At 73.6% G+C, this 26,622-nt stretch carries 23 protein-coding genes and 1 pseudogene; 14 read left to right on the plus strand and 10 right to left on the minus strand.

All coding sequences use genetic code 11. The features are described 5' to 3' along the window. Window positions 1–67: 67 nt before the first annotated feature. Entirely contained in the window at window positions 68–1,423 is a 1,356-nt protein-coding gene (locus R2740_RS16505) for a hypothetical protein (protein ID WP_371303790.1), read from the plus strand. A 188-nt stretch (window positions 1,424–1,611) separates the two neighbouring features. Here the strand turns inward: R2740_RS16505 and R2740_RS16510 are convergent, their stop codons facing one another. The 3 genes and pseudogenes from R2740_RS16510 to R2740_RS16520 all read right to left on the minus strand — a co-directional run bounded on the left by R2740_RS16510 (window position 1,612) and on the right by R2740_RS16520 (window position 3,460). After that, window positions 1,612–2,307, minus strand: a complete 696-nt coding sequence (locus R2740_RS16510) for an NAD-dependent epimerase/dehydratase family protein (protein WP_371303791.1) — start codon at window positions 2,305–2,307, stop codon at window positions 1,612–1,614. 77 nt (window positions 2,308–2,384) lie between these two features. Next, window positions 2,385–2,651 (minus strand): annotated as a pseudogene (locus tag R2740_RS16515) (NAD-dependent epimerase/dehydratase family protein); the annotation flags it as partial. Then, entirely contained in the window at window positions 2,648–3,460 is an 813-nt protein-coding gene (locus tag R2740_RS16520) for an S-methyl-5'-thioadenosine phosphorylase (protein WP_371303792.1), read from the minus strand. The pseudogene R2740_RS16515 and the gene R2740_RS16520, both read right to left, overlap by 4 nt. Before the next feature lie 108 nt (window positions 3,461–3,568). Between R2740_RS16520 and R2740_RS16525 the strand changes: the two genes are divergently transcribed. Genes R2740_RS16525 through R2740_RS16560 form a run of 8 tightly spaced genes read left to right on the plus strand, consistent with a single transcriptional unit; the run spans window position 3,569 to window position 12,146 of the window. Continuing rightward, on the plus strand, window positions 3,569–4,369 hold the full coding sequence (locus R2740_RS16525) for a DeoR/GlpR family DNA-binding transcription regulator (RefSeq protein ID WP_371303793.1): 801 nt from the start codon (window positions 3,569–3,571) through the stop codon (window positions 4,367–4,369). Next, the gene (locus R2740_RS16530) at window positions 4,366–5,409 is read left to right on the plus strand and encodes an SIS domain-containing protein (RefSeq protein WP_371303794.1); all 1,044 of its coding nucleotides are present in this window, start codon (window positions 4,366–4,368) and stop codon (window positions 5,407–5,409) included. Before R2740_RS16525 ends, R2740_RS16530 begins: the two co-directional genes overlap by 4 nt. Further along, a complete protein-coding gene (locus tag R2740_RS16535; protein WP_371303795.1) occupies window positions 5,406–6,704 on the plus strand; it encodes an extracellular solute-binding protein in 1,299 nt (432 codons plus the stop codon). Before R2740_RS16530 ends, R2740_RS16535 begins: the two co-directional genes overlap by 4 nt. 21 nt (window positions 6,705–6,725) lie before the next feature. Then, window positions 6,726–7,742, plus strand: coding sequence for a carbohydrate ABC transporter permease (locus R2740_RS16540; RefSeq protein ID WP_371303796.1), 1,017 nt, complete (start codon window positions 6,726–6,728; stop codon window positions 7,740–7,742). Continuing rightward, window positions 7,742–8,644 (plus strand): carbohydrate ABC transporter permease, encoded by a 903-nt coding sequence (locus R2740_RS16545; protein WP_371303797.1) that lies wholly within the window; start codon window positions 7,742–7,744, stop codon window positions 8,642–8,644. The genes R2740_RS16540 and R2740_RS16545 overlap by 1 nt, the downstream gene beginning before the upstream one ends. Next, window positions 8,645–9,979, plus strand: coding sequence for a hypothetical protein (locus R2740_RS16550; RefSeq protein ID WP_371303798.1), 1,335 nt, complete (start codon window positions 8,645–8,647; stop codon window positions 9,977–9,979). After that, window positions 9,976–10,881, plus strand: coding sequence for a carbohydrate kinase family protein (locus R2740_RS16555; protein WP_371303799.1), 906 nt, complete (start codon window positions 9,976–9,978; stop codon window positions 10,879–10,881). Before R2740_RS16550 ends, R2740_RS16555 begins: the two co-directional genes overlap by 4 nt. After that, complete coding sequence (locus R2740_RS16560) at window positions 10,878–12,146, plus strand: class II D-tagatose-bisphosphate aldolase non-catalytic subunit (protein ID WP_371303800.1); 1,269 nt, start codon at window positions 10,878–10,880, stop codon at window positions 12,144–12,146. Before R2740_RS16555 ends, R2740_RS16560 begins: the two co-directional genes overlap by 4 nt. 46 nt (window positions 12,147–12,192) lie before the next feature. Here R2740_RS16560 and R2740_RS16565 read toward each other — a convergent pair whose 3' ends face one another. The 3 genes from R2740_RS16565 to R2740_RS16575 are packed head-to-tail and all read right to left on the minus strand — an operon-like array spanning window position 12,193 to window position 14,824. Continuing rightward, complete coding sequence (locus tag R2740_RS16565; RefSeq protein ID WP_371303801.1) at window positions 12,193–13,467, minus strand: MFS transporter; 1,275 nt, start codon at window positions 13,465–13,467, stop codon at window positions 12,193–12,195. Further along, window positions 13,464–13,658, minus strand: coding sequence for a DUF3046 domain-containing protein (locus R2740_RS16570; RefSeq protein WP_371303802.1), 195 nt, complete (start codon window positions 13,656–13,658; stop codon window positions 13,464–13,466). The genes R2740_RS16565 and R2740_RS16570 overlap by 4 nt, the downstream gene beginning before the upstream one ends. Next, window positions 13,655–14,824, minus strand: a complete 1,170-nt coding sequence (locus R2740_RS16575) for a class I SAM-dependent methyltransferase (protein ID WP_371303803.1) — start codon at window positions 14,822–14,824, stop codon at window positions 13,655–13,657. The genes R2740_RS16570 and R2740_RS16575 overlap by 4 nt, the downstream gene beginning before the upstream one ends. A gap of 69 nt (window positions 14,825–14,893) precedes the next feature. Here R2740_RS16575 and R2740_RS16580 point away from each other — a divergent pair, with 69 nt between their 5' ends. Further along, window positions 14,894–15,385 (plus strand): N-acetyltransferase family protein, encoded by a 492-nt coding sequence (locus tag R2740_RS16580; protein ID WP_371303804.1) that lies wholly within the window; start codon window positions 14,894–14,896, stop codon window positions 15,383–15,385. A gap of 18 nt (window positions 15,386–15,403) precedes the next feature. Here the strand turns inward: R2740_RS16580 and R2740_RS16585 are convergent, their stop codons facing one another. Genes R2740_RS16585 through R2740_RS16595 form a run of 3 tightly spaced genes read right to left on the minus strand, consistent with a single transcriptional unit; the run spans window position 15,404 to window position 17,967 of the window. Further along, the gene (locus tag R2740_RS16585; RefSeq protein ID WP_371303805.1) at window positions 15,404–16,219 is read right to left on the minus strand and encodes an ABC transporter permease; all 816 of its coding nucleotides are present in this window, start codon (window positions 16,217–16,219) and stop codon (window positions 15,404–15,406) included. Between the two features lie 9 nt (window positions 16,220–16,228). After that, window positions 16,229–17,050 carry an ABC transporter permease gene (locus R2740_RS16590; RefSeq protein ID WP_371303806.1) on the minus strand — a complete coding sequence of 274 codons (822 nt, stop codon included), beginning with the start codon at window positions 17,048–17,050 and terminating at the stop codon, window positions 16,229–16,231. A gap of 2 nt (window positions 17,051–17,052) precedes the next feature. Continuing rightward, a complete protein-coding gene (locus R2740_RS16595) occupies window positions 17,053–17,967 on the minus strand; it encodes an ABC transporter ATP-binding protein (protein ID WP_371303875.1) in 915 nt (304 codons plus the stop codon). Window positions 17,968–18,100: 133 nt separating this feature from the next. On the opposite strand from R2740_RS16595, the gene R2740_RS16600 reads away from it, so the two are divergent. The 4 genes from R2740_RS16600 to R2740_RS16615 all read left to right on the plus strand — a co-directional run bounded on the left by R2740_RS16600 (window position 18,101) and on the right by R2740_RS16615 (window position 26,248). Then, on the plus strand, window positions 18,101–19,681 hold the full coding sequence (locus tag R2740_RS16600; RefSeq protein WP_371303876.1) for an MFS transporter: 1,581 nt from the start codon (window positions 18,101–18,103) through the stop codon (window positions 19,679–19,681). 49 nt (window positions 19,682–19,730) lie between these two features. Continuing rightward, the gene (locus tag R2740_RS16605) at window positions 19,731–20,729 is read left to right on the plus strand and encodes a beta-ketoacyl-ACP synthase III (RefSeq protein ID WP_371303807.1); all 999 of its coding nucleotides are present in this window, start codon (window positions 19,731–19,733) and stop codon (window positions 20,727–20,729) included. A gap of 119 nt (window positions 20,730–20,848) precedes the next feature. After that, window positions 20,849–25,453 (plus strand): ATP-dependent helicase, encoded by a 4,605-nt coding sequence (locus R2740_RS16610; RefSeq protein WP_371303808.1) that lies wholly within the window; start codon window positions 20,849–20,851, stop codon window positions 25,451–25,453. A 3-nt stretch (window positions 25,454–25,456) separates the two neighbouring features. After that, window positions 25,457–26,248 (plus strand): DNA-formamidopyrimidine glycosylase family protein, encoded by a 792-nt coding sequence (locus R2740_RS16615; protein WP_371303809.1) that lies wholly within the window; start codon window positions 25,457–25,459, stop codon window positions 26,246–26,248. Window positions 26,249–26,255: 7 nt separating this feature from the next. Here the strand turns inward: R2740_RS16615 and R2740_RS16620 are convergent, their stop codons facing one another. Beyond that, window positions 26,256–26,576 carry a helix-turn-helix domain-containing protein gene (locus R2740_RS16620; RefSeq protein WP_371303810.1) on the minus strand — a complete coding sequence of 107 codons (321 nt, stop codon included), beginning with the start codon at window positions 26,574–26,576 and terminating at the stop codon, window positions 26,256–26,258. Between the last annotated feature and the right edge of the window lie 46 nt (window positions 26,577–26,622).

Consider the following 26,622-nt stretch of genomic DNA (forward strand, 5'->3'; position numbering starts at 1 on the left):
CTTACGAGTGCCTGACGGTGCGGTACCCGACCGGGTGATCGCGACACCCGCGCCTAGGCTCGGCAGCGTGCCCGCCACCACTGCGCCCGTTCGCGCCTCCACGACCGAGGCGCCGGCCGCCCGCGCCGTGCCCTGGGCGCTCGGCGCCGGGCTGGTGCTGGTGGTCGTGGCCATGGCGCTGCCGGCCGTGACCGGGTGGAACGTCCACGTCTTCCACTTCCCACCGCTGCACGCCGACTGGGACCCGCGCGTCGGCTGGGGCACTCCCCTGGCCCTGGTCGTCGGCGGCCTCGGGGCGACGTACGCCGTCCGGCTGGCGCAGGCGCTGTCGTGGGGCCGGCTGCTGCTCACCGTCTATGCCGGCGGGCTCGCCTGGCTGCTGTCGCTGGCCTTCGTCGACGGGACGGAGGGGATCGGCCACATCCTCACGACGAGCTACGAGTACCTCGGCACCGCCCGCGCGGTGACCGACTTCCCGGCGACCCTGCAGGAGTACGTCTCCCGCATCCCCTACTCCGCCGAGCCGAACAACTGGCCGGTGCACATCGCCGGCCACCCGCCGGGGGCGCTCCTGTTCTTCGTGGTGCTCGTCCAGCTCGGGCTCGGGTCGGGCTTCGGGGCCGGCTTCGTGGTCACCCTGTTCGCCGCCAGCACCGCGGTGGCGGTGATGGTCACGATGCGGGTGCTCGGCGCCGAGGAGTGGGCGCGGCGCGCGGCGCCGTTCCTGGTGCTCGGCCCGGCCGCGGTCTGGCAGGCGGTCTCTGCCGACGCGATGTTCGCGGCCGTCGCCGCCTGGGGGATGGCCGCGCTGGCGCTGGCGGCGACCAGTCGGGACCGACGGTGGGTCCTCTGGTCGGTGGTCGCCGGGCTGCTCCTGGGCTACACGGTGATGCTGTCCTACGGCCTGCCGCTGCTGGGCATTCTGGCGCTGACCGTGCTCTGGCTGGGGCGCAGCTGGCGGCCGCTGGTGCCGGCCGCGGTGGCGGCGCTCGGGGTGGTGCTGGCCTTCGCGGCCTACGGCTTCTTCTGGTGGGACGCCGTGCGGGTGCTGCACGGCCGCTACTTCGAGGGGGTCGCCGGGCGCCGCCCGCCGGCGTACTGGATGTGGGGCAACCTGGCCGCCCTCACCTTCTCCGCCGGGCCCCTGGTGTGGGCCGGCGTCGCCCAGGCGGCGGGTCGCTGGCGCGACTGGCTGGTGGCCGCGCGGGTGCCGCTGGGCCTCACCGCCGCAGGCACCGCGATGGTGCTCGCCGCCGACCTCTCCCAGATGAGCCGGGCCGAGGTGGAGCGGATCTGGCTGCCGTTCGTGCCGTGGATGCTGGTCGGCTGCGCGCTGCTGCCCGAGCGGTGGCGGCAGCGCGGACTGTGGCTGCAGGTCGGCGTCGCGCTGGTCGTCCAGCACCTGCTGTTCACGGGCTGGTGAGCCGGCCGGGCCCTCGACGACGGCGGGCGTCGCTGGAGCGACTGGTTGGCGTCATACGTTCCGGCGTGCCGGGCGACCACCTCGGATGACGCTGCCGGGACGTCATCCGGAAGGCTCGCCCCGGCAGCCGCTTCGGATGACGTCCCGCGCACCGACACGGTGGCCCGGCGGGTAGCCACCGGCGGGGCTCACCGCAGGGGCGCGGTGGCGAAGGCCGGCAGCCCCTTGGCGGGACCGACCTGCGCAGTGAAGCCCAGCTCGACGGTGGCCAGCGCCGGGGAGGCGACGATGTGCCGGACGTCGCCGAGGCGGTACTCCCCCGTGGTCACCGGCTCGAGGTCACGCTCGGCGCCCCGGGCGACCAGCCGGGCCACCTCCGCGATCGAGACCGGCTGACCCGAGCAGACGTTGTAGGCGGCGTACGACGACCCGGCCGCCGCGAGGGCCGCGTCGATGGCCGCGAGGTTGGCGCGGGCGACGTCGTCGACGTGCACGAAGTCGCGCATCTGGCCGCCGTCCTCGAAGACCCGCGGCGGCTCGCCGCGCTCCAGGGCGGAGCGGAAGATCGCGGCCACCCCGGAGTAGGGCGTGTCGCGCGGCATCCCGGGGCCGTAGACGTTGTGGTAGCGCAGCGCGACCACCCGACCGCCGCCCTGGCTAGCCCAGGCGGCGGCGTAGTGCTCCTGGGCGACCTTGCTGGCGGCGTAGGAGCTGCGCGGGTCGAGGCGGGCGTCCTCGGGCACCGTCGCCCAGCCCATCGGGCCGGCGCAGACCGGGCACGGGTTCTCGAAGCGGCCCGCGTCCAGGTCGGCGATCGCCCGCGGCGCGGCGGGCTGCCGGCCGTGCTCGGGGCAGGTGTAGCGCCCCTCGCCGTAGACCACCATCGACGAGGCCAGCGCCAGCGCCCCACCCCCGCCTCGTGCATCGCGGCGAGCAGCGCGGCGGTGCCCAGGTCGTTGTGGGCGGCGTACGCCGGCAGGTCGGCGACCGTCACACCGGCGCCGACGATCGCCGCCTGGTGGCAGACCACGTCGACGCCGCGCAGCAGGTCGCCCCAGGCGTCGGCATCGCGGACGTCGAGCCGATGGGTGCCCTCCGGAGGGGAGCCCGCCCCGTGCGCCTGCGGGACCATCAGGTCGACCGCGACGACCTCGTCGCCGCGCGCGACCAGCGCCCGGCCCACGGCGCCGCCGATGAAGCCGGCGGAGCCCGTGAGCAGCACCCTCACGAGGCGTCCCCGGGGATCTGGTAGGTGAGCTCGATCCCGTCGGCCCAGGTCGAGCAGCCGCAGCCGGCCGGGTCGGGCAGCTCGCCGACGACGCGGACCAGCAGCCCCTTGAGCCGCTCGATGTTGCGGGCGAACGCCGCGAACACCTCGGCCTGCCCGACGCCCTCGCCCTCCTCGACGCCGGCGTCCATGTCGGTCACCAGGGCCACGGCGGAGTAGCAGAGCCGCATCTCGCGAGCCAGCACGGCCTCCGGGTGGCCGGTCATGTTGACCAGCGTCCAGCCCTGCGCGGCGTAGGACTGCGACTCGGCGCGGGTCGAGAACCGCGGTCCCTCGATCACCACCATCGCCCCGCCGCGCTTCACCGCAGGGTCGGCGGCGGCGACGGCGTCGGAGAGGCGCGGGCAGTAGGGGTCGGCGAAGGGGGCGTGCACGGCGCCGGTCTCGACGTAGGTCTGCAGCCGCCCGCTGGTGCGGTCGACGAGCTGGTCGGGCACGACCACGTCGCCGGGCGCCACCTCGGGCCGGAGCCCACCGACCGCGCAGGGCGCCAGCACCTGGCGCACCCCCAGCGAGGCCAGCGCCCAGAGGTTGGCGCGGTAGTTGATCCGGTGCGGGGGGTACTCGTGACCGGCCCCGTGCCGGGGCAGGAAGGCGACCCGGCGGCCGGCGGCCTCGCCGATCGCGATCTGCCCCGACGGGGCGCCGTACGGCGTCTCGACGGTGACGCCGACGGGGTCGTCGAGGAACTCGTAGAAGCCGCTGCCGCCGATCACGGCGACCTCGGCGCGGGGAGAGGGTGCGCTCACGCGGTCACTCTGCCAAACGTCCACCAACCCCCGACAGCGGGCCGGCGCGACGTCACGGATCGGCAAGAACCCTTGACAGACTCCGATCAGAAATGAGCAGAATCTGTCATGCCCGCTCACAAAACGCTCAAGATCGCTCGCCATGCGCAGATCCAGACGGCGCTGCGCGGCAGCGACGCGGTCAGCGTGCGCGAGCTGACCGAGCTGCTGGGGGTCAGCGAGGCCACCGTCCGGCGCGACCTGGAGGACCTGGAGCGCTCCGGGGTGGTCCGCCGCACCCACGGCGGCGCGGTGCCGGTGCGCGAGCTGCCACTCCCCGACCGCGAGGGTCGCCAGGTCGCCGAGAAGCGGGCCATCGCCACCGCGGCGCTGCCGCTGGTGCGCCCCGGCTCGACCTGCTTCCTGGGCGGCGGCACCACCACGCTGCAGCTCGCCGAGCTGCTCGGCGGGCTCGACCTGACCGTGGTCACCAACTCGATCCCGATCGCCAGCAGCCTCGCCGACGGTCGCGCCCGGGTGATCGTCATCGGGGGCACGCTGCGCACCCCGGAGCTGTCGATGATCGGGCCTCGCGCGGCCGAGGCGATCCGCGCCTACCGCGCCGAGACCGCCTTCCTCGGCGCCCCGGCCCTCGACCCGGTCTCGGGCTTCACCCAGGACGGGGACGCCGAGGCGGCCACCGACCTGGCCTTCCTCGAGATGGCGCGAGCCACCGTGATGCTCGTCGACCACACCAAGCTGGGCAGGGTCAGCACCACCTTCGTCGCCGACCTCGACTCGATCCACACCGTGGTGACCGATGCCGGCGCGCACCCCTCCGACGTGGAGGCGCTCAGCGAGGCCGGCACCAGGGTCGTCGTCGCCGACCCTGCCGCCGGTCCCGCGACGGACGACGGCGGCCGGGCATGAGCGCGCTGAGCCACACCGAGCGGGAGATCTGCTCGCAGCCCGAGGTCTGGCGCGAGACCCTCGACGCGCTGGACGTCTCGGCCGCCGATCGGCTGGTCCGGGACAGCGACGACGTGGTCGTCACCGGCTGCGGGTCGACCTACTATCTCGCGCTGTCCGCCGCCGCCCTGCTGCGTGCCGCCGGGGTGCGCGCCTGGGCGGTGCCGTCCTCCGAGCTGCTCACCCCCGCAGGCCTCCCGGTGCCCGACCAGAGCCGCGCCACGCTGCTGGCGTTCTCACGCTCGGGCACCACGACGGAGACCGTGCGTGCGGCCGAGCAGGCGCTCGCCGCCGGCACCGGCACCGTCGCCGCCGTCACCTGCGACCCCGACTCCACGCTGGCCGAGCTGGCGACGCTGGGCTGGCACGCCCCCGCGGCCGCGGAGCGGTCGGTGGCCCAGACCCGGTCCTTCGGGAGCATGCAGCTGATCGGGCAGGCGCTGGCCGCGACGGTCGCCGGAGGCCCCCTCGACGACCTGCGCCGGCTGCCGGGGATCGCGGCCGACCTGCTCGACTCCTCGCGGGCCTCGATGGCCGACCTGGCCCGAGACCCCGCGCTGTCGGCGTACTTCTTCCTCGGCAGCGGCCCGCTGTTCGGGCTCGCCAGCGAGGCGATGCTGAAGCTGAAGGAGATGTCGCTGACCTCGTCGGAGGCCTACCACACGCTGGAGTTCCGGCACGGCCCGATGAGCATGTGCGGCCCCGAGACCGCGGTGGTCGGGCTGCTCGACCCGGCGCGGGCGGTCCTCGAGCGGGCGGTGTTCGACGACATCGCTCCCTTCGGGCCGCGGATCCTCACCGTGGGTGCGGGCGCCGAGGTGTCGGTGCCCACCGACCTCGACCCCTACGCCGCGCCGGTGCTGCACCTGCTGCCGCTGCAGCTGCTGGCCCTCGAGCGAGCGCTCGCCAAGGGCCTGGACCCCGACTCCCCGCGCCACCTGGTCGCGGTGATCCGCCTCGACGACCGACCCGAGCCAGTCCACCCAGGAGGAATCTCATGAAGCGCACCCTCGCCGCGGCCGCCGTCGCGGCCCTCGCCCTGTCGCTCACGTCGTGCTCGGGCGACGACGGCGGCTCCGGCTCCTCCGGCGGGGCGGCCGGTGACATGACCGGCACGATCCGGGTCTGGACCCACCAGAACAAGTCGTTCAACAAGTCCTACAAGGCGCTCGCCGAGAGCTACATGGCCGACCACCCCGGGGTGGACATCCAGTTCGAGACGTTCGTCTACGACACCTACATCCAGACCCTGCAGACCTCCCTCCCGGCCGGCACCGAGGCCGACGTGCTGCAGATGTTCGGCTCCTGGACCTGCTCCTACTCCTCCAACCTCTCGCCGGTCCCCGACGACGTGATGACGATGTCCGACGCGGAGGCGACCTACTTCCCCGGCCCGCTCGGCGGCTACCAGTGCGACGACGCGCTCTACGGCCTCCCCCAGGAGTCCAACGTCGAGTACGGCGCGGTGCTGCTCAACACCGACATGGCCGCCGAGGCGGGCGTCGGCACCGACGGCTGGGCGAGCTTCGACGAGTTCATCGCCGACGCCAAGGCGATGACCGTCACCGACAACGGCACCATCACCCGGGCCGGCTACCACTTCACCACCAACGACGGCATCGCCTACACCTTCCTCAGCCTGATCCTCCAGAACGGCGGCAGCTACCTCGCCGACGACGGCAGCTTCACCTTCCAGACGCCGGAGGCGCAGGCCTCGCTGGAGCTGATGAAGCGGATGGTCGACGAGGGCATCACCGACCCCACGCTGTTCGGCGACACCGCCAACTGGGTCGGCGACTGCTACTTCACCGAGCTCTGCGCGATGGGTCTGGTCGGCCCCTGGGTGGTGCCCGAGTACGCCTCCGACTTCCCCGACATCGCCGCGGTCACCAAGTACGTCCCCCTGCCGACGCTGGACAACCCGACCTTCGCGGCCGACTCCGGCTGGGGGCTCACCGTCTCCGGGGCGAGCCAGCAGCAGGCGCTCGCCTGGGACTTCGTGAAGTACGTCGCCGCCGAGCAGGACAACTCCCTCCAGTGGAACCTCGACACCTCGACGCTGCCGGCGATGCAGGCCAACACCGAGGGGGCGGCGCGCGACCGGATCGTCAGCGAGCTGCCGCACGTCGAGCCCTTCCTCGACATCCTGGGCAACGCGCAGTACCTCGGCAGCCTGTCCGACCGCGACCGGCTGTTCTACGACGTGATCGTGCCGGCCATCCTGACCGTGCTCGAGGGCAACGGCTCGGTCGACGACGCGCTGGCCACCATCGAGCAGCAGTCCAACGCGATCTGACGCCTCCGGCGAGACAGCACGATGACGACCCTCCTGAACCGCGCGGCGGGGCCGCGACCTCCCCGGGCCCGGGCCCGCGAGCGGCGTGAGCGCGAGCGGCCCCAGCGCTGGTTCCGGCGGCTGGTCCTGACGCCGAGCCTGGCCTACCTGGCGTTCTTCACGCTGCTGCCGCTGGTCTGGGTGGGCGCCCTCGCGCTGTTCTCCTACAGCCCGCGGCGTGAGGGCAGCGGGCCGGGTGGGCTGGGCGGCGCCAACCCGTTCGTCGGCCTGGACAACTTCACCGCGATGTTCGACACCAGCGGCGCCAACCCCCTGGCCGACGCCTTCCGCGGCTCGCTGGTGACGACGCTGCTGTTCGCCTTCCTGGTGCTGCCCCTGAACCTGATGATCACGCTGCCACTCGCGGCCATGATCGAGTCGGTCGCGCGCCGGCTGCGACCGCTGTTCCGGACCCTCTTCTTCATGCCGGTGCTCACCTCGGCAGTCGCGGTGGCGGTGATCTGGAGCTATGTGCTCAACCCGCAGTTCGGACTGGCCAACTCGATGCTCACCAAGGTCCGGGGCGTCAGCACGGTGATCGCGTGGATCAACGACCCGTCCCTGGTGGTGCTCGGGATCCCCGTGGCACTGCTCGCCGTCACCGCGGCGTACCTCTGGATGGACATCGGCTACAACCTGGTCATCTTCATCGCCGCGCTGCAGGGCATCCCGAGCTCGGTGACCGAGGCCGCGGTGCTCGACGGCGCCAACGCCTGGCAGCGGTTCCGGCACATCACCCTGCCCATGCTCAAGCCCACGATCATGCTCACGGCCGTGCTCACCATGATCTCGTCGTTCCAGGCCTTCGACCTGTTCCAGGTGATGACGCTGGGTGGCCCGGACCGGCAGACCCGGGTGCTGGCGCTGGACATCTACGAGAACGCGTTCCGGTTCCAGGCGATGGGCTGGGCGGCGGCCGAGTCGCTGGTGCTGATGGTCCTGGTGCTGGCCATCGCCCTGATCCAGTCCCGGCTGCTGCGCACGAGCTGGGAGTACTGATGACCTCCCTCACCGGACCCTCGACCGACGAACAGCCCGGCCGGCTGCGGCGGGCCCCTCGGCTGGCCGCCACCCGCGGCGGCAACCCCCTGGCGCGGGCCGCGCTCTACGCCGTGCTGTGCATCCTCAGCGTGATCGCGGTCCTGCCGTTCCTCTGGATGGTGTTCGGCGCGTTCAAGTCGGGCCAGGAGATCCGCACCTTCCCACCCGACCTGCTGCCCCGCGACTGGACCCTCGACAACTTCCGGACCATCCTGTCCGACCCGGAGATGCCGCTGCTGACGTTCTACAAGAACTCGCTGTTCGTCGCCGTCGCCAACGTCGTGATCCAGCTGTTCCTGGCGTCGCTGCTCGGCTACATCTTCGCGAAGTACGACTTCCGGTGGCGCCAGCCGCTGTTCTGGTACCTGCTCGCGCTGATGATGGTCCCGCCGAGCGTCCTGATGATCCCCAACTACCTGATCCTCAGCGAGCTGGGGCTGCTCAACAACCTGTGGGGGCTGGTCGTCACCGCCGCGATCAACCCGTTCGCCATCTTCGTGATGCGGCAGTTCATCTCCACGCTCCCCAACGACCAGATCGAGTCGGCGCGCATCGACGGCGCCTCGGAGTGGCGGATCTATCGGTCGGTGGTGCTCCCCCAGGTCCGCCCGGCACTGGCGACCCTGGCCCTGCTGGAGTTCATGTTCAACTGGAACGCCTACCTCTGGCCGCTGATCGTGCTCACCGAGAACGACAAGCGCACGCTGCCGGTGATCCTGACGTGGTACTCCACGCAGCACGGCGCTCAGCTCAACCTGGTGATGGCGGCGTCGGTGCTGCTCGTCATCCCCGTGCTGATCTTCTTCCTGCTCACCCAGCGCTGGATCGTCGCTGGACTGACCCTGACCGGAGGCAAGTAGATGACCACCGTGACCATCATCGGAGCCGGGAGCACGGTGTTCGCCGCCGAGCTGGTGACGGACTTCCTCCTCACTCCCGGGCTGCCCGAGGGTGAGTTCCGGCTGGTCGACCTCGACCCGGTCCGCCTCGACCTCGCGCATCGGTACGCCGAGCACCTGGTCGCCCGGGCCGGTCGCGACTGGACGGTCCGCTCGGCCACCGACCGGCGCGAGCTGCTGGCCGGCAGCGACGTGGTGATCTCGACCATCGAGGTGGCCGGGCTGGCCACCGTCGACCACGACTACGAGATCCCGCTGCGCTACGGCGTCGACCAGTGCATCGGCGACACCATCGGCCCCGGCGGCCTGTTCAAGGCTTTCCGCACGGTGCCGTCGGTGCTGGCGATCCTCGCCGACGTCGAGGCGCTGTGCCCCGACGCGCTGGTGCTCAACCACACCAACCCGATGTCGATCACCGTGGAGGCCGCCGCCCGGTCCGGCTCGGTGCCGATGTGGGGCATGTGCCACTCGGTGCACTACACCGTCGAGCAGCTCGCGGAGTACCTCGGCCGGCAGCCCGGCGACCTGCGGTTCCGCGCTGCCGGGGTCAACCACCTCGCCTGGCTGACCGAGCTCGCCGACGGCGACGGCGACCTCTACCCCGCTCTGCGCCGAGCCGGCGCCGTCCCCGAGATCCGCGCCCAGGACCCGGTGCGCTTCGAGCTGATGGACCAGCTCGGCGCCTTCCCCACCGAGAGCAGCGGGCACGTGTCGGAGTACGTCCCGTGGTTCCGCACCCACCCCGAGCTGGTGGCCTCCTGGGCCGGCACGGACTACCGCGGCGAGTCCGGGTTCTACGCCAAGAACTGGCCCGACTGGCGGCGCGACAACGACGCGCAGCTCGAGGCGGTGCTCGCCGGCGGCGAGGAGCTGCCGTTCGAACGGGGCGGGGAGTACCCCTCCCACATCGTCGAGGCGATGACGAGCGGCGAGCCGACCACGATCTACGTCTCCACCCCCAACCTCGGGTGGGTCGACAACCTCCACCAGGGCCGCGTCGTCGAGGTGGCGGCCCGGGTCGACCGGGACGGCATCCACCCCGAGCCGTTCGGCTCCCTGCCCGAGCACCTCGCGTCGCTGGTCCGGCGGCACCAGGAGGTCAACGAGCTGGCGGTGACCTCGCTGCTGGAGCAGGACCGCGAGGCCGCCGTCCACGCGCTGATGCTCGACCCGCTGACCTCCGCGGCCTGCGAGATCGGCCGGATCCGGGAGATGTTCGACGAGATGGTCGCCGCCCAGGCCGAGCACCTGCCGGACTACCTGGTGGCCGGCACGCCCGGCGTGGGGGCCTCGTGACCGACCTGCTGGTGATCGGCGACGTCAACCCCGACGTCGTGGTGTCCGGGGTGCCCGCCGACCTCGCCTTCGGCCAGGCCGAGCGGCTGGTCGACGGGATCGACCTGCTGGTCGGCGGCTCCGCCTCGATCACCGCACACGGCGCCGCCCGGCTCGCTGCCGACGTCTCGCTCGTCGGCGTGGTCGGCGCGGACCCGCTCGGCGGGTGGCTGTGCGAGCAGCTGTCGAGCGCCGGCGTCGACGTGTCGCGCGTGCGGGTCGACGACGCCGCGCCCACCGGCGCCTCGGTGGTGCTCGACCGCGGTGGCGACCGGGCGATCCTCACCCGGCTGGGCGCGATCGGGTCGCTGTCCGCCGGTGACCTGGAGGACCTGCCCGACCTCCCGGCCCGACACGTCCACGTGGCGTCGTACTTCCTGCTGCCGCCGGCGGCCCGCGAGGCGCTCCCGTCGCAGCTGGCCCGCTGGCGGACCGCCGGGGCGACCTGCTCGGTCGACACCAACTACGACCCTGCCGGGCGCTGGGACGTCGGTGGGCTGCTGACCTCGGTCGACCTGTGCCTGCCCAACGAGACCGAGGCCGCGGCCCTGGACTGGACCGGGTACGCCGGCGAGCGGGTGACCAAGCGCGGCGCCGCAGGTGCCGACTGGGAGGGAGGTGGAGACCGGGTCCGGGTCGCCGCCCCCACCGCCGACGACTACGTCGACTCCACCGGTGCCGGCGACTCCTTCGACGCGGCCTACCTCGTGGCCCGCCTGGAGGGCCGCACCCCCGCGGAGGCGCTCACCTGGGCGGTCGCCGCGGGCACGCTGTCCACCCGGGGCCGCGGCGGCACCGCGGGTCAGCCCACCCGCGCCGAGCTCGTCGAGCTCGCCGCCCGGCTGGAGCCGAGGGCCGGATGAGCCTGCTCGACTCCCTGGTCTCGACCCCCGGCTCCGGGGTGGCCTCGGTCTGCTCCGCCCACCCCGTCGTCCTCGACGAGACGCTGCGGCACGCGGCCCGGACCGACCGGCCCGCCCTGGTCGAGGCGACCTGCAACCAGGTCAACCACGAGGGCGGCTACACCGGGATGACGCCGGCCGACTTCGCCCGCGACGTCCGCGACCGGGCCCGGGAGGCCGGGCTGCCGCCCGAGGCGCTGGCGCTGGGCGGCGACCACCTCGGGCCCAACCCCTGGAAGCACCTGTCGGCCACCGACGCGATGGCCCGTGCGGAGCAGATGACCGCCGACTATGCCGGCGCCGGGTTCACCAAGCTCCATCTGGACACCTCGATCCGCTGCGCCGACGACCCACCGGGCGCCCTGGCCCCCGAGGTCGCCGCCGCACGAGCCGCGCGGCTGGCCGTCGTTGCCGAGCGCGCGGCCGACCCGGCCACCCTGCGCTACGTCATCGGCACCGAGGTGCCCGTGCCGGGCGGCGAGTCGGCCGGCGACCACGGCATCCACGTCTCGGCCTCGGCCGACGTGGCGCGCACCCTCGAGGTGTCGCACGCCGCCTTCGAGGCCGCCGGCGTCGCCTCGGTGTGGGAGCGGGTGCGGGCCGTGGTGGCACAGCCCGGCGTGGAGTTCTCGGACCGGGAGCTGTTCGACTACCACCCGGGCCAGGCCGCGCACCTCACGGAGGTGCTGCCCGCCACCATGGTCTTCGAGGCGCACAGCACCGACTACCAGCGGGGCGAGGCGCTGGCGGCGCTGGTGCACGACCGCTTCGCCGTGCTCAAGGTCGGCCCCGGGCTGACCTACGCCTACCGCGAGGCGATGTTCGCTCTCGCCGCGGTCGAGGACGAGCTGCTCGGGACGCGCGGATCGGGGCTGCGCACGGCCCTGGAGGCCGCGATGCTCGCCGACCCGCGGCACTGGGAGCCGTTCTACCCCTCCACGCCGGTCCCGGCGGCCTTCGCCCGGGCCTGGTCGCGCAGCGACCGGTCGCGCTACTACTGGCCGGTGCCGGGCGTCGAGGCGGCGGTCTGCCGGCTGCTGGCCAACCTCGACCGGGTCGGCATCCCCGACGAGCTGGCCAGCCAGTACCTCCCCTGGCTGTCCGCCGGCGAGGTCCCCGGCATCGCGCTCGACCCCGCCCCCACCGCGGACGTCGTACGCCGGGCCGCGGTGCGGCGGGTCCTCGACGTCTACGCCGCCGCCACCCCGCCGCCGGTCACCCCCTGACCGCGACGCGTCGCAGACGGGCACCCGAGGCGTCGCAGACGGGGCTTCAGGCCTCGGCGGGGGTCGCGACCCGCGTCAGCGAGACGCGGGCGGCAGCCGCAGCGGCGAGCGTGCCGGCGGCGATCAGCGCGGCGAAGGCGTTGAGCGACGGGTAGCCCCAGGCGCCGACGATGAGCCCGGCGACGCCGCCGGCCAGGGCCGCCGCGACGTTCATCAGCAGGTCGGCCGCGCCCTGGATGTCGGTGCGCGACTCCAGCGGCGCGTGCTCGGCGATCAGCGTCGAGGAGGCGACGGTGGCCAGCGACCAGCCGAAGCCGAGCAGGAAGAGCCCCGCGAAGATCTGCCAGGAGCTGCCCTCCGGGGACCGGCCGCTGAAGAACAGGCTCACGAGCAGCACCACCCCACCGATCGCGACGGTGGTCGCCCGGCCCAGCCGGTCGGCCGCCCAGCCCGAGACGGGGGCGAAGGCGAACATGCCGAGCACGTGGATCGAGATCACCAGGCCGATGACCCGCAGCTGCGCGCCGCCGTGTTCCATGTGCAGCGGCGTCATCACCATCACCGCCACCATCACCGCGTGCGCGGTGCCGAGCCCGGCGGTGGCCGCAGCCAGCACCGGCCGCTCGCGGACCGCACGACGCACCCGCTTCCAGGAGGTCCCCCGAGGAGGGGCCGGCGCGGCGCCGGCGTGCTCCCGGGCCACGAACAGCGGGTCCGGTCGCAGGAAGAACCCGACGACCAGCGCGGCGAGCAGCATCCCGATGCTGCCGAGGGCGAAGGGACCGGTCAGCACGGGGATCCCGACGGTGTCGGCGACGTCGCGGGCGAGGCCGGTCAGGTTGGGGCCGGCGACTGCTCCGATGGTGGTCGCCCAGACCACGATCGCCAGCGACCGACCACGGGTGTCGTCGGTGGCCAGGTCGGTGGCGGCGTAGCGCGCGCCGAGGTTGGCCGCCGAGGTCGAGCCGAGCAGCAGCGCCCCGAGGAGCAGCACCGTCATCGAGTCGAGGACCCCGGCGACGACGACCACCACGGCACCGAGCGCGCCGAGCAGGAAGCCGGTGACCATGCCGACCCGACGCCCGCGCACGGCCATCACCCGGGCCAGGACGTAGGACGCGACGGCGGTGCCGAGCACCTGGAAGGTCTGCGCCAGACCGGCCATCTTCTCCGAGCCGGAGATGTCCTTGGCCAGCAACGACGCGGTGGCGATGCCGATCGTGATGCCGACCGCGCCGAGGGCCTGGCCGGCGACCAGCGTGCCGAGGGTGCGCCGCTGGACGGCGTGCAGGTCGGGGCTCGACCCCGTGACGGCGCTCACCGCTCGCTCGCCGGCAGCTCGAGGGCTCGCCAGACGGCGGCCCACACCTGCTTGGGGGGTACGCCGTCACGCAGCGCCTGCCCGGCGGTTCGCGAGCCGAGGTCGGCGATGACGAACTGGTCGGCCCAGTGGTGCGCGTAGGCGCCTCCCAGCGCGTGCTCGAGACGAGCCCAGAACTCGGTGTGCCTCATCGGCTCTCCTCGGACCCGCGGCTCGCGAAGACGGCCAACCACGGCTCGCCCTGGCTGCCCGTGCTCCGCTCTACCGTGACCACGCTCCAGCCCGCCCCCTCCAGCGCATCGCGCAACGCCTGCTCGCGCCAGAGCACGAAGCGCCGCGGTCCGGCCACGTGGCCGTGCACCGACCAGCGCTCGCCATCTCCTTCCTTGAGCGACAGGTGCAGCACCCCACCGGGCGCCGTGACCTCGTGCAAGCGGCTGAGAACGCCGCGCAGCGCCGAGCGGTCGACGTGCAGCAGGCAGGCCGAGGCCCAGACGGCGTCGTAGGGCGCGCCGGAGCGGTCGGGGTCGCTCAGGTCGCCGGTCACGGGATCGACGACGTCGGCGGACAGACCGTGGGCACGCAGGTCTGCCACGAAGCCCGGGGAGATGTCGGTGCAGCGCACCGAGAGCCCGGCGGCGGTCAGCGCCCGGGCGTCGTGGCCGCCGCCGCTGCCGATCTCGAGGACCCGCGCGCCCGCCGGCACCAGGGTCAGGAACCGCTCGACCTCCTCCTGGACCCTCTCGGCCAACGCCGCGACTCCCTCGCGGTAGGCCGACGCCGAGGCGTCGTACGACGCCCGGGTGACCTCGCCGGCGTCGAACCCGACGTCCCACAGGTGGTGGACGATGTCGTGGAGGTGGTAGCGGCCCAGCGACTCCACCGTGAAGGTCGAGCCGTTGCTGCGCCGGCCGGGGCGCTGCCACCGGTCGCCCTCGACGCCGGCGTAGACGGCCGCCACGTCGGCGGCGGCCGCCACCAGTTCGTCGGACACCACCGCGGGGTCCTGCCGGTGGTAGCGCTGCTCGAGCGCCGTCTCGTCCTGGTCCCAGTTGGCGAACAGCGGGTCGTCCTCACCGAGCATCAGCCGCAACCGCTCGGCGAACAACCGGTGCACGTCACGCACGTGACAGGCGTACTCCAGCGGCGACCAGGTCTGCGGGTCGGGACGCACCGTCGCGCCGGGCTCGGCCAGCACCCGCTGGAAGCCGGCGGCGTTGGTCTCGATGGTGCCGGGCAGGTCGGCGACGGCATAGGCGGCGGCCACGAAGCCGCACTCCGGGCAGGGAGCGTCGAGCACCCAGGTCCAGTCCTTGGTGTCCGGCGCGATCTCCTCCGGCGCCTGCGCGTCAGTCATGCGCGCCATCCTCTCAGGCCCCTCCACCGCGCCTGCCGGACGTCCGGAGGCACGCTGGATACTGCTGACATGGAGACGATCCGGCCGGCGGCGGCTGACGACCTGACCGGCGTCGCCGCGATCTACGCCGACGCCGTGCGCACCAGCATCGCGACCTTCGACGTCGACCCGCGACCGACGGCCTACTGGGAGGACCGGCTCGCCTCCACCGACCCCGGCGACCACCTGGTGGTCGCCGTCGAGGGCGACCGGGTCCTGGGCTATGCCTACTCCTCGCCCTACCGGCCGCGGCCGGCGTACTCCCGGACCCGGGAGACCTCGGTCTACCTCCATCAGGACGCGCGAGGCCGCGGCCTCGGCCGGCGGCTGTACGACGACCTGCTGGCGCGGATGGCCGGCAGTGACGTGCACACCGTGGTCGCCCTGGTCGCGCTCCCCAACGACCCGAGCGAGGCGCTGCACCGCGCCTGCGGGTTCCGGCACGTCGGGACGATGACCGAGGTCGGCTTCAAGTTCGGCCGGTGGATCGACACCGCGTGGTATGAGCTGCGGCTCGTCTGAGCGCCTCGTGCTGGGCCCCTACTTCAGCAGCAGCCCGTCGAACCGCCGGCGGACGATCCGCAGACCGAGCAGCCCGATGGCGGCGAGGTAGACCACCGAGAACACCGAGCCCCAGGTGAGCAGCCCGGTGGTCAGCTCCCGGCACAGCACCACGCCGCGGTAGAGCGGCGTCAGCTCGACCAGCCAGCGCACTCCCGCGGGATAGGCGGAGACCGGGAAGAAGGTGGCGGAGAACAGGAACATCGGCAGCTGGACCAGGGTGACCTTCTCGAAGTCCTGCCAGCTGGTGAAGTAGGTCGTCACGGCCATGCCGACCGCGGCGGTGGCCAACGCGATGAGCAGCGTGGCGGGCAGCACCAGCAGCGCCCACCACGAGCCGACGTAGCCCATCGCGAGCATCACCAGCAGGAACGCCGCGGAGTAGGTGCCACCGCGCACCAGGCACCAGGCGACCTCGCCCCGAGCCACGTCCGACGTCGTCAGCGGCGTGGCCAGCATCTGGTCGTAGACCTTGTCGTACTTCAGCTTGAAGAACATGTTGAAGGTCGAGTCGAGCAACGCGCCGTTCATCGCCGACGCCGCCAGCATCGCCGGTGCCACGAACGCGGCGTAGGGGACCGGCTGACCGTGGAACTCGAAGGACTCCACCAGCTTGCCGACGCCGATCCCGATCGAGAAGAGGTAGAGCACCGGCTCGAGGAAGCCGGTCACGAACAGCGGCCAGGCGCCGCGGTAGGCGATGGTGTTGCGGTCGAGGATGCGCAGCATCGCCTCGACCGGCGTCATCACCCGCGGCCTGGTGGCGGTCGCCGGAGTCGTGGTGCCGTCTGCCATCGCCATCGCCTAGTCCGCCATCCGCTTCGCCAGGCCACGCACCGACAGCCACCAGCCGACGGCGGTCATCGCCGACAGCACCAGCAGGTGCAGCGCCGCGATCGGCGCGTCGACGGTGCCGAGGGTCAGCATCCGGGTCAGGTCCACGCCATGCCACAGCGGGGTCAGCCGAGCCACCCAGGCCAGCCCCGAGCCCAGGTTGGCGATCGGGAAGAAGGACCCGGAGAACAGCACCAGCGGCAGCACGCCGAGGCGGAAGACCAGCCCGAAGCCCTCCGGCGACTTCAGTCGCACGGAGTAGGCGTAGGTCACCGTCGCGAAGGCCATGCCGACCAGCAGCTGCACCGCCCACGCGGCCACCGCTCCCCACCAGGTCGCGAACAGCCCGAACGGGGCGACCACCAGCACGAACACCGCGCTCGAGCTGCCGAGCCGGAACAGGATGAACGCGAAGTGCCCCGCCACCAGGTCGCCGGTGCGCAGCGGGGTCGCGCGCATGGAGTAGTAGACCTTGTTCCACTGGATCATCCCCATCACGGGGTAGGTCGTCTCGCCCACGGCGGTCTGCATCGACTGGGCGGCGAGCATGCCGGGCACGATGAAGGCGAGGTACGACGACGCGCCGTCGAGCCGCGCCGGGTCGACCGAGACGAAGCCGCCGAGCAGCACGCCGAAGGCCAGCACGTTGAACAGCGGGACCAGGAACGAGGACACGACCGAGCCGCGCCAGGTGCGGCGATAGACGGTCAGCCAGTAGTCGACCTGGCGGCCGACGCCGTCCCAGGCGGACAGCCGCCGGTCCGGCTCGACGCGGGGCAGGGTGGCGGCCATGGTCAGTCCACCAGGGTGCGTCCGGTGAGCCGGAGGAAGACGTCCTCCAGCGTGGAGCGCCGGACGAGCACGGCCACCGGCTGCAGCCCTCGCTCGTGCACCCGTGCGATCACCGCCTCGCCGTCGTCGCTGTAGACCAGCAGCCGGTCGGGCAGCACCTCGACCCGCTCGCCGAGGTCCTCGACCTTCTGGCGCAGCGCCTCGTGCTCGCCGACGCCGAAGCGAAGCTCGGCCACCTCGCGGGTGGAGTGCTCCCGGATCAGCGCCAGCGGCGAGCCGTGGGCCACGATCTCGCCCTTGTCCATCACGACCAGCCGGTCACACAGCTGCTCGGCCTCATCCATGTAGTGCGTCGTCAGCACCAGCGTCACGCCCTGCTGCTTGAGGCGGAACAGCTGGTCCCACAGCAGGTGCCGGGCCTGGGGGTCGAGGCCGGTGGTCGGCTCGTCGAGGAGCAGCAGCTCGGGGCGGTTGATGAGGGACCTCGCGATCGTCAGCCGGCGCTTCATGCCGCCGGAGAGGTCCTCGACCTTGCTGGCGGACTTGTCGGTCAGCTGCACGAAGCCCAGCAGCTGCTCGGCCCGCTCCCGCACCTCCTGCTTGGGCAGCCCGAAGAAGCGGCCGTAGACGTAGAGGTTCTCGTAGACGTTGAGCTCGTTGTCGAGGGTGTCGTCCTGCGGGCAGACCCCGATCCGGGCGCGGATCTGCGCGCCGTCGGAGCTCGGGTCGAGCCCGAGGATGCTGAGCTCGCCGCTCGAGCGTGGAGAGACCGCCGCCACCATCCGCATCGTCGAGGACTTGCCGGCGCCGTTGGGCCCGAGGAAGCCGAACGCCTCCCCCGGCAGCACCTCGAGGTCGATGCCGCGCACCGCCTCGAAGTCGCCGAACGACTTGCGCAGCCCCCGTGCGCGGATCATCGGCGCGCCGGCCCGCGGCCCGCTCGCCTCCCCCGCCTCCCCCTCGATGCTCACGAGCAGCGACCCTAGCCCGGGCCGCCGACAACCGCCCACCCGGTTTCCGCCACGGCTCACCTGCCAGGATCGGGGCGTGATGACGCGACGCGACTGGGCCGCCCTGCTGACCATCGGCTTCGGCGTCAGCCTGGTCATCATGGACGCCACGATCGTCAACGTGGCGCTGCCGACGGTGATCGCGGACCTCGACCTCACCGCCACCGAGGCGCAGTGGATGAACGCGGTCTACTCACTGGTCTTCGCGGCGCTGCTGATCACCGTGGGCCGGATCGGGGACCTCTACGGACGGCGTCGGCTGTTCCTGGTCGGCATGGTCGTCTTCACCCTCGCGTCGGTGGTGGCCGGCCTGTCGGTCACCGCGCTGATGCTGATCGGGGCCCGGCTGGTCCAAGGCATCGGCGCCGCGATGATCCTGCCCTCGACACTGTCGAGCCTGAACGCGCTGTTCACCGGCCGGCGCCGCACCATCGCCTTCGCGGTCTACGGCTCGGCCATCGGCGGCATGGCGGCGGTCGGCCCGCTGATCGGTGGCTGGCTGGCCACCGACGTCAGCTGGCGGTGGGCGTTCTGGCTGAACATCCCGGTCGGGCTGCTGGTGATGCTGGGCATCTGGCGGGCGCTGCCGGAGACCCGCGACGCCTCCGCGACACCGAGCCGCGACTACGGCGCGATCGTGCTGACGATGGCCGGCATGGGCGCGATCGTCTTCGGGCTGATCGAGGCCGAGACCTACGGCTGGTGGCGGGCCAAGGAGGGGTCGGGACTCTCCCCCATCCCCTGGGTGCTGGCGGCCGGCGTCGCGGCGATGGCGGCGTTCGTGCTGCTCGAGCGGCGACGGGCCGCCGCGGGGCGGCCGGTGCTGGTCGACCTCGGCCTGTTCACGATCCCGACCTTCAGCGCCGGCGTCGTCGCGGCCCTGATCGTCGCCTTCGGCGAGTTCGGCCTGCTCTTCACGCTGCCGCTGCTGCTGCAGGGGGCCCTGGGCTACTCCGCGCTCGGCACCGGCGCGATCATCCTGGTGCTGGCGCTGGGCACCTTCCTGGTGTCCGGCGCGCTGCCCAGGATCTCCCAGCGACTCCCCCAGCGCACCGTCGTCCAGATCGGCCTGGGCTGCGAGGCGGTCGCCGTCGGCGGGCTGGCGCTGACGTTGTCCGACGGCGTCGCGAGCTGGGTGCTGTGCGGCTGGCTGTTCCTGTACGGCGTCGGGGTCGGGATGGCCACCGCCCAGCTGACCTCGCTGCTGCTCACCGACGTGCCCGTCGACGAGAGCGGCCAGGCGTCGGGCCTGCAGAGCACGGTCCGTCAGCTGGGCTCCGCCCTCGGCGTGGCCGTCCTCGGCGGGCTGCTGATCTCCAGCCTCGGGCGGCTGACGCGCCACAACCTCGAGGCGTTGTCGCTGTCGGCCTCGGTGGTCGACAAGGTCACCACCGCGGTCAGCGAATCGGCCGGCACCGCCATCGCGGGCCTGCAGGCCCAGCCGTCGATGAGCCAGGTGGCGGGCGCCGCGACCGACGCCATGGTCGCCGCCAGCCGGCTCACCACCGGGTTCGCGGCGGTGGCCCTGGTCGTCGGGCTGCTGGCCACCTTCCGGCTGCCTCCCGAGGCCGGCGATCACACCGAGGAGGCCGCCACGGACGCCGCCGGCGGCGCGGCCTGAGCCGGTCGTCGTACGCTGGCCGCACGGGGAGCACGGTGAGGAGCAGGCGATGGCGACGATCGGACTGACCAAGGGCATCCCCGCGGCGGGCATCCTCGGGCTGGGCGTCCACCGCCCGGAGCGGTTGGTGGACAACGAGGAGATCTGCCGGGTCCTCGACTCCAGCGACGAGTGGATCCAGACCCGCTCGGGCATCAGGACGCGACGGTACGCCGGCCCCGACGAGTCCCTGCTCGACATGGCCGAGGCGGCCGCCCGTGCGGCCCTGGAGTCGGCGGGGATCTCCGGCGAGCAGGTCGGCACGGTCATCGTGGCCACGTCGACCTACACCCAGCACACCCCGCCCGCGGCCCCGCAGATCGCGCACCGGCTCGGCTCGACCGCCGGGTCCTTCGACCTGGTCGCCGGCTGCGCGGGCTTCTGCCACGGGTTGGCCGTCGCGTCCGACCTGGTGCGGTCCGGCAGCACGTCGTACGCCTTGGTGATCGGGGTCGAGAAGCTCAGCACCTTCCTCGACCCCACCGACCGGTCGACGGCGTTCATCTTCGGCGACGGCGCGGGAGCGGTGGTCGTCGGCCCGACCGACGAGCCGGGCATCGGGCCGGTCGCCTGGGGCTCCGACGGCGGACAGTCCGAGGTGATCATCCAGACGCCGCGCTGTGAGCACGTCGACGCCGACCATCCCCCGGTCGTGCAGATGCAGGGCCAGGCGGTGTTCCGCTGGGCTCCGTTCGCGATGGCCGACGTGGCCCGGGAGGCCGTCAAGAGCGCGGGGCTGTCGCTCGACGACCTCGACGCCTTCATCCCCCACCAGGCCAACCTGCGGATCACCCAGCTGCTGGTGAAGAACCTCGGGCTCTCCGACGAGGTCGCCGTCGCCACCGACGTCGTCGACTCCGGCAACACCTCCGCCGCCTCGGTGCCGCTGGCGATGGAGCGGATGCTGCGCGACGGCACGGCCAAGGCGGGCGACACGGCGCTGCTGATCGCCTTCGGCGCCGGGCTGAGCTTCGCCGGCCAGGTGGTCCGGGTCCCGGCACTGGGCTGACCTCGCGCGCTTTCCCCATCGTTTGCTGCGGAAGGCCCGCGACACGCCGGCGGGCAGGGACAGAACGCAGCAAACGATGGTGAGGGGCGCGTGTCGGCGGCGTAGGACAGGATGGGGTGGTGACCGCCCTGGACCGCTTCAGCGAGCCGACGCGCAGCTGGTTCGCGGCGGCGTTCGCGAAGCCGACGGCGGCGCAGGAGGGGGCGTGGGACGCCGTCGCCGCCGGGCGGCACGCGCTGGTCGTCGCCCCCACCGGGTCGGGCAAGACGCTGTCGGCCTTCCTCTGGTCGCTCGACCGGCTGCTCACCACCCCGCGGCCCGAGGACCGGAGCCGTCGCACCCGGGTGCTCTACCTCTCCCCGCTCAAGGCGCTGGCGGTCGACGTCGAGCGCAACCTGCGCGCGCCACTGGCGGGCATCCGGCACACCGCGGAGCGGCTGGGCAGCTCCCTGGGTGAGGTCACCGTCGGCGTCCGGTCCGGGGACACCGCCGCAGCCGACCGCCGCCGGCTGGTGACCCAGCCGCCCGACATCCTGATCACCACCCCCGAGTCGCTGTTCCTGATGCTCACCTCGCAGGCCCGCGAGACGCTGCGCGGCGTCGAGACCGTGATCGTCGACGAGGTCCACGCGCTCGCCGGCGGCAAGCGGGGCGCCCACCTGGCCGTCAGCCTCGAGCGGCTCGACGCCCTCCTCGACCGACCGGCCCAGCGGATCGGCCTGTCCGCGACCGTGCGCCCCCACGAGGAGGTCGCCCGCTTCCTCGGCGGCGCGGCTCCGGTGCGGATCGTCGCGCCGCCCAGCGAGAAGCAGTGGGACCTCCGGGTGGTGGTCCCGGTCGAGGACATGACCGCACCCGGGGGCCTCGACGGCGACACCGACGAGGAGTCGGAGCGGGCCACCTCGATCTGGCCGCACGTCGAGGAGCACGTCGCCGACCTGATCCAGCAGCATCGCTCGACGATCGTCTTCGCCAACTCCCGCAGGCTGGCCGAGCGGCTCACCGCCCGGCTCAACGAGATCGCCGAGGAGCGGGCCGAGGGCAGCGAGCCGACCGAGACCGACGGACGGCGGCCCGGGCCGCCGGCGCAGGTGATGGCCCAGTCCGGGCAGACCCACGGGGCGGCCCCGGTGATCGCCCGCGCGCACCACGGCTCGGTCTCCAAGGAGCAGCGCGCGCTGATCGAGGACGACCTCAAGCGGGGCCGGCTGCCCGCCGTGGTCGCCACCAGCAGCCTCGAGCTGGGCATCGACATGGGCGCCGTCGACCTGGTGGTGCAGATCGAGTCCCCACCCAGCGTGGCCAGCGCGCTGCAGCGGGTCGGCCGCGCCGGACACCAGGTCGGCGAGATCTCCCGCGGGGTGCTGTTCCCCAAGCACCGCGGCGACCTCGCGCAGACCGCGGTCGCCGTACGCCGGATGCGTGAGGGCGCCATCGAGGCGCTACGGGTGCCGACCAACCCGCTCGACGTGCTGGCCCAGCAGGTGGTGGCCGCGGTCGCCGTCGACACCTGGGCGGTCGACGACCTCTTCGACGCCGTCCGCCGGGCGGCACCCTTCACGGGGCTGCCCCGCTCCGCCTACGACGCCGTGCTCGACCTGCTGGCCGGGCGCTACCCGTCCGACGAGTTCGCCGAGCTCCGCCCGAGGATCGTGTGGGACCGGGTGGCCGGCACCCTCGCCGGGCGACCGGGCGCCCAGCGACTCGCGGTGACCAGCGGCGGCACCATCCCCGACCGCGGCCTCTTCGGGGTGTTCCTGGTCGGCGGCGAGGGACCGGGCAACCAGGGGGGCCGCCGGGTCGGTGAGCTCGACGAGGAGATGGTCTATGAGTCCCGGGTCGGCGACGTCTTCGCGCTGGGCGCGACCAGCTGGCGGATCGAGGACATCACCCACGACCGGGTGCTCGTCACCCCGGCTCCCGGCATCCCCGGCCGGCTGCCGTTCTGGAAGGGCGACACCCTCGGCCGGCCGGCCGAGCTGGGGGCCGCGGTCGGCGCGTTCACCCAGGAGCTCGCCTCGGTGCCCGAGCGGCAGGCGCTCGAGCTGGCCCGCGCCGGGGGCCTCGACGACAACGCCGCCCGCAACCTGCTGACCTACCTCGCCGAGCAGCGCGACGCGACCCGGGTGCTGCCGAGCGACCGCACGATCGTGGTCGAGCGCTTCCGCGACGAGCTCGGCGACTGGCGACTCGTCGTCCACTCCCCCTTCGGCACCCCCGTGCATGCCCCCTGGGCGCTGGCGATCAACGCCCGGCTGCGGGAGCGCTACGGCATCGACGGCCAGGCGATGGCCTCCGACGACGGCATCGTGATCCGGATCCCCGACTCCGACGCCGAGCCCCCCGCCGGTGACCTGGTCGTCTTCGACCCCGAGGAGATCGCCGACCTGGTCACCACCGAGGTGGGCGGCTCCGCGCTGTTCGCCTCCCGGTTCCGCGAGTGCGCGGCCCGCGCCCTGCTGCTGCCGCGGCGCGACCCCGGTCGCCGCTCACCGCTGTGGCAGCAGCGGCAGCGCTCGGCCGCGCTGCTCGAGGTGGCCGCCCGCTACCCGTCGTTCCCGATCGTGCTCGAGGCCGTCCGCGAGGTGCTGCAGGACGTCTACGACCTGCCCGCCCTCACCGCGCTGCTCGGCCGCATCGAGCGCCGCGAGGTCACCGTCACCGACGTGGCCACGACGCAGCCGTCACCGTTCGCCCGCAGCCTGCTCTTCGGCTACGTCGCCCAGTTCCTCTACGAGGGCGACTCACCGATCGCCGAGCGTCGCGCGGCAGCGCTGGCGCTCGACCAGGGGCTGCTGGCCGAGCTGCTGGGCCGGGCCGAGCTCCGCGAGCTGCTCGACCCCGACGTGCTGGCCGAGCTCGAGGCCGAGTTGCAGCGGCTCACCCCCGACCGGCAGGCACGCCACCCCGAGGGGGTCGCCGACCTGCTCCGGCTGCTCGGACCGCTCCATGCCGACGAGATCGCCGACCGGTGCGTCGAGGGCGCCGAGGTGGCTCAGTGGCTGGCCGAGCTGGGAGCGGCGAGGCGCGTTGTCCAGGTCCGGGTGGCGGGCGTCGAGCGCTGGGCCGCCGTGGAGGACGTCGGGCGGCTCCGCGACGCGCTCGGGGTCCCGGTCCCACCGGGCACCCCCGAGGCCTTCACGGACCCGGTCGAGGACCCGCTCGGCGACCTCGTCAGCCGGTTCGCCCGCACCCACGGGCCGTTCGTGACCGAGGCCGTCGCCGAGCGCTTCGGTCTGGGCGGCGCGGTGGTGCGCCACACCCTGGAGCGGCTGGCCGCCCAGGGCCGGGTCCTCGACGGTGAGTTCCGGCCCGCCGGCACCGGCCAGGAGTGGTGCGACGCCGAGGTGCTCCGTCGGCTGCGCCGGCGCAGCCTGGCCCGGCTGCGCAAGGAGGTCGAGCCGGTCGAGCCTGACACGCTCGGCCGGTTCCTGCCGGCCTGGCAGCGGGTCCGTGCGCCGGGCAGGTCCGGGCGGGGCGCGCTACGCGGGGTCGACGGCGTGCTCGCTGCCGTCGAGCAGCTGGCCGCGGCCCCGGTGCCGGCCTCGGCGCTCGAGTCCCTGGTGCTCCCCAGCCGGGTGGCCGACTACCAGCCGGCCATGCTCGACGAGCTCACCGCTGCCGGCGAGGTGCTGTGGTCCGGCCACGGCGCGCTGCCGGGCACCGACGGCTGGGTGAGCCTGCACCTGGCCGACCAGGCCGACCTCACCCTCCCCGAGCCCACGGACGCTCCGGGCGGCGACCTGACCGAGGCCGTGCTGCAGGCGCTGGCCCCCGGAGGGGCGTGGTTCTTCCGGCAGCTCGCCGACACGGTCGGCGCCGCGCGAGGCGAGAGCGTGTCCGACACCGACCTCGCAGCCACCCTGTGGGAGCTGGTGTGGTCGGGGCGGGTCACCAACGACACGCTCACCCCGCTGCGGGCGCTCACCCGCAGCGGCCGCACCGCCCACCGGTCCCGGCGACCGCCGCCGCGGGCCCGGATCGGCAGCGCCGGCCGTCGGCTCCCCTCACGCACCGGTCCTCCCGAGACCGCCGGCCGCTGGACGCTCCTCCCCGACCTCGACACCGACCCGACCCGGCGCGCGCACGCGGTCGCCGAGCGGCTGCTCGACCGGCACGGCGTGGTGACCCGCGGCGCGGTCGTGAGCGAGCGGGTCGCGGGCGGCTTCGCCGGCGTCTACCGCGTGCTCACCGCGTTCGAGGAGTCGGGGCGGTGCCGCCGCGGCTACTTCGTCGCCGGGCTCGGGGCCGCGCAGTTCGGCACGGCCGGTGCGGTCGACCGGCTCCGCACCTTTGCCGAGGTGCCCTCCGACGCCGCGCCCGAGGCGGTCACGCTGGCGGCCACCGACCCGGCCAACCCCTACGGCGCCGCGCTGTCCTGGCCGGAGCGCGCCGCCCCGGGCCGCGCGGACGACGCCGACGAGGGCTCCGGGCATCGCCCGGGGCGCAAGGCCGGCGCGCTGGTGGTGCTGGTCGACGGGCGGCTGGTGCTCTACGTCGAGCGCGGCGGCCGCACCCTGCTCACCTGGAGCGACGACGGCGACCTGCTCGGGCCGGCAGCGGCGGCGCTGGCCGAGGCCGTCGGCCGCGGCGCCCTCGGGAGGCTGACGGTCGAGCGCGCCGACGGGGCGCAGCTGCTGGGCGCCGGCCAGACGCCGCTGCGACAGGCCCTCCAGGACGCCGGCTTCGTGTCCACGCCGCGCGGGCTGCGGCTGCGGGGCTGAGCCGTGCCCGAGGGCGACACCGTCTTCCGCGCCGCCCGGGCGCTCGACACCGGGCTCTCCGGGCAGGTGCTGACCCGCACCGACCTCCGGGTGCCGGCGCTGGCCACCACCGACCTGCGCGGTGGCACGATCACCGGCACGGTCAGCCGCGGCAAGCACCTGCTCACCCGGATCCACCACGCGAGCGGCGACTGGACCCTGCACACCCACCTCAAGATGGAGGGACACTGGGCCATCCACCGTCCCGGTGAGCGCTGGCGACGCCCCGCCCACCAGGCACGGGTGGTCCTCGGCACCGCCCGCCGCGAGGCGGTCGGCTTCTCCCTCGGCATCGTCGAGCTGCTCCCGACCGACGACGAGGGCGGCGTCGTCGGTCACCTCGGGCCCGATCTGCTGGGCCCCGACTGGGACGAGGCCGTGGCGCTGGCCAGGCTGAGCGCCGATCCCGACCGCCCGCTGCGTGACGCGCTGCTCGACCAACGCAACCTGGCCGGCCTCGGCAACATGTACGTCGCCGAGCTGTGCTTCGTCTCCGGGGTCCACCCGGAGCGGCCCCTCGGTGAGGTGCCCGACCTCCCGCGGCTGGTCCGCACCGCCGCGTCGATGCTCGCGGTCAACAAGGAGCGACCGGTGCAGGCGACGACCGGTGACCTGCGCCGCGGCGAGCGGATGTGGGTCTACCGCCGCGACCGGCGGCCCTGCCGTCGCTGCGGGACACCGGTCGAGGTGGCGATGGCCGGTGAGCCGGGCCGGGAGCGGGCGTCGTACTGGTGTCCGCGCTGCCAGCCCGAGTGAGCGGGTGTCAGGCGGCGGAGGCGACGACGTCGCCGGCGGCCGGCTTGGCGACCTGGAGGGGCGTGGCCTCGACGGCGACCGGGGCCAGCTCGGCCTCCCGCTCGGCCACCGCGTCGCTCACCTCGCGGAGCACGGCTGACAGGGGCACGTCGAGGGCGCCGCACAGCGAGGCCAGCAGCTCGGAGGAGGCCTCCTTCTGCCCGCGCTCGATCTCGGAGATGTAGCCCAGGCTGACCCGCGCCTCGGCGGACACCTCGCGCAGGGTGAGGCCCCGGTGCATGCGACGGCTGCGCAGCACATCGCCGAGCAGCTGGCGGAACAGCACCATCCGAGGGTCCTCTCAGTCCGTCGTCGTGCGGGGACGATCTGGTGCA

The sequence above is a fragment of the Nocardioides sp. genome (genome assembly GCF_041393715.1).
Classification (GTDB): domain Bacteria; phylum Actinomycetota; class Actinomycetes; order Propionibacteriales; family Nocardioidaceae; genus Nocardioides.

Bases quoted from the DNA above. Each gene is read 5' to 3' on its own strand.
- R2740_RS16510 (WP_371303791.1), bottom strand. From the start codon at position 2,307: ATGGTGGTCTACGGCGAGGGGCGCTACACCTGCCCCGAGCACGGCCGG.
- R2740_RS16525 (WP_371303793.1), top strand. From the start codon at position 3,569: ATGCCCGCTCACAAAACGCTCAAGATCGCTCGCCATGCGCAGATCCAG.
- R2740_RS16530 (WP_371303794.1), top strand. From the start codon at position 4,366: ATGAGCGCGCTGAGCCACACCGAGCGGGAGATCTGCTCGCAGCCCGAG.
- R2740_RS16535 (WP_371303795.1), top strand. From the start codon at position 5,406: ATGAAGCGCACCCTCGCCGCGGCCGCCGTCGCGGCCCTCGCCCTGTCG.
- R2740_RS16540 (WP_371303796.1), top strand. From the start codon at position 6,726: ATGACGACCCTCCTGAACCGCGCGGCGGGGCCGCGACCTCCCCGGGCC.
- R2740_RS16545 (WP_371303797.1), top strand. From the start codon at position 7,742: ATGACCTCCCTCACCGGACCCTCGACCGACGAACAGCCCGGCCGGCTG.
- R2740_RS16550 (WP_371303798.1), top strand. From the start codon at position 8,645: ATGACCACCGTGACCATCATCGGAGCCGGGAGCACGGTGTTCGCCGCC.
- R2740_RS16560 (WP_371303800.1), top strand. From the start codon at position 10,878: ATGAGCCTGCTCGACTCCCTGGTCTCGACCCCCGGCTCCGGGGTGGCC.
- R2740_RS16570 (WP_371303802.1), bottom strand. From the start codon at position 13,658: ATGAGGCACACCGAGTTCTGGGCTCGTCTCGAGCACGCGCTGGGAGGC.
- R2740_RS16575 (WP_371303803.1), bottom strand. From the start codon at position 14,824: ATGACTGACGCGCAGGCGCCGGAGGAGATCGCGCCGGACACCAAGGAC.
- R2740_RS16580 (WP_371303804.1), top strand. From the start codon at position 14,894: ATGGAGACGATCCGGCCGGCGGCGGCTGACGACCTGACCGGCGTCGCC.
- R2740_RS16585 (WP_371303805.1), bottom strand. From the start codon at position 16,219: ATGGCAGACGGCACCACGACTCCGGCGACCGCCACCAGGCCGCGGGTG.
- R2740_RS16590 (WP_371303806.1), bottom strand. From the start codon at position 17,050: ATGGCCGCCACCCTGCCCCGCGTCGAGCCGGACCGGCGGCTGTCCGCC.
- R2740_RS16595 (WP_371303875.1), bottom strand. From the start codon at position 17,967: ATGATCCGCGCACGGGGGCTGCGCAAGTCGTTCGGCGACTTCGAGGCG.
- R2740_RS16600 (WP_371303876.1), top strand. From the start codon at position 18,101: ATGACGCGACGCGACTGGGCCGCCCTGCTGACCATCGGCTTCGGCGTC.
- R2740_RS16605 (WP_371303807.1), top strand. From the start codon at position 19,731: ATGGCGACGATCGGACTGACCAAGGGCATCCCCGCGGCGGGCATCCTC.
- R2740_RS16620 (WP_371303810.1), bottom strand. From the start codon at position 26,576: ATGGTGCTGTTCCGCCAGCTGCTCGGCGATGTGCTGCGCAGCCGTCGC.